This is a genomic window from Paenibacillus sp. F024, assembly GCF_057814255.1.
Map to the genome: position 1 here is coordinate 1 of NZ_JBVASZ010000086.1, position 1,501 is coordinate 1,501.

Consider the following 1,501-nt stretch of genomic DNA (forward strand, 5'->3'; position numbering starts at 1 on the left):
GCTTCTTCGCTATAGTTCGTTGCTGAGGTCTGCTTAATAGGTTGATTGTCAATACTGCTGAGTAAGAACATTACTAGGGCGGGATGAACAATGTGGACCTCCGCAAGCAGTAAGGATAATCTGATTTACGAAATGTTAAAGTTTGCCGTGGCACTCCAACTAAAGGAACCTTGGAAATTGGTGCACATTGAATTTGACGAGGAAGAAGATGCTTGGCATCTGTTTCTCGATTTTGAACGCGGAGCTCTTTTCGCCTGCCCGAACTGCGGTGCGATGTGCACCGCGCACGATACAGAAATGAAGAAGTGGCGCCATCTTGACTTCTGGACTTGGAAAACGTACATGCATGCACGCGTGCCAAGAACCGGGTGTGATGCCTGTAAGAAAGTAACTTTGGTGCCTGTCCCATGGGCACGAACGAAATCACATTTCACGCTGCTATTTGATGCTTGGGCGATGCGACTGATGGCGGAAATGCCGGTCAACGCCGCGGCACGGGAGCTGCGTGAGCATGATACACGGATGTGGCGGATCTTTCATCACTACGTGGAGAAAGCGATGGCCGATCTGGATTTGACCCGAGTAAAGCGCATTGCGATCGATGAAACCTCTTCTCGTCGCGGTCATCGGTACGTCACCCTGTTTGTCGATGCCGATGCTAAAACTGTACTGTTTGCGACAGAAGGCAAAGGAATGGACACACTGGGACGATTTAAAGAAATGCTCGCCGCCAAAGGCGTTGAAGCTAAGCAAATCGAGGAAGTCTGCTGCGACATGTCTCCAGCGTTTATTCGGGGGATTGAAGATTACTTCCCCAAAGCCGAGATCACCTTCGATAAATTCCACGTCATGAAGCTTGTGAACGAAGCCGTGGATGATGTCCGTATCGCGGAGCAAAAGCAAGCACCGGAGCTTAAACACACAAAATACATCTGGCTGAAGAACGAGTCGAACTTAAAGGCGGAGCAGAAGGAAACGCTGGCGCGGCTGAAAGACAGCAATCTGCAGACGGGCCGTGCGTATCGCTTAAAACTGGCAATGCAGGATTTCTGGAGCACGCCGCATATTCTTGCGGATGTATACCTCCGGGAGTGGATCGGCTGGGCGACGCGGTCGCAGCTTACTCCCATGGTGAGTTTGGCCAAAACCATTAAGCAACACGAGGAAGGCATCCTGCGATGGTTCCACAGTAAGATGACCAACGGACTGCTGGAAGGTATTAATGGCCTTGTCCAAGCGGCGAAACGCAGAGCTCGCGGATACCGTAATGTGGAGAACTTAATCGCCATGGTCTACATGACGGCGAACAAGCTCCGTTTGCCGACGCTCGGTGCCCGCCGGGCACAATAACCCTTACCGCCTTGTGACCCCGCCTCATAGGCAAAAGGAGCGGTCAAGCGCTCTTCTTGACGGCTTCTTTTGCCTATGAGATTCTCCAAGCAAGCGGAAGGGTTATGACTCTCGTTAATAGCCATCCACCCACCCAGTAGCGCGAAGAGCC

Annotated in this window: 1 protein-coding gene; it reads left to right on the forward strand. The window is 51.8% G+C overall.

Annotated features, from left to right (window positions below; all coding sequences use genetic code 11):
* Nucleotides 1-132 precede the first annotated feature (132 nt).
* On the forward strand, nt 133-1,350 hold the full coding sequence (locus tag ACZYR9_RS27425) for an ISL3 family transposase (protein WP_488981482.1): 1,218 nt from the start codon (nt 133-135) through the stop codon (nt 1,348-1,350).
* Nucleotides 1,351-1,501: the final 151 nt, after the last annotated feature.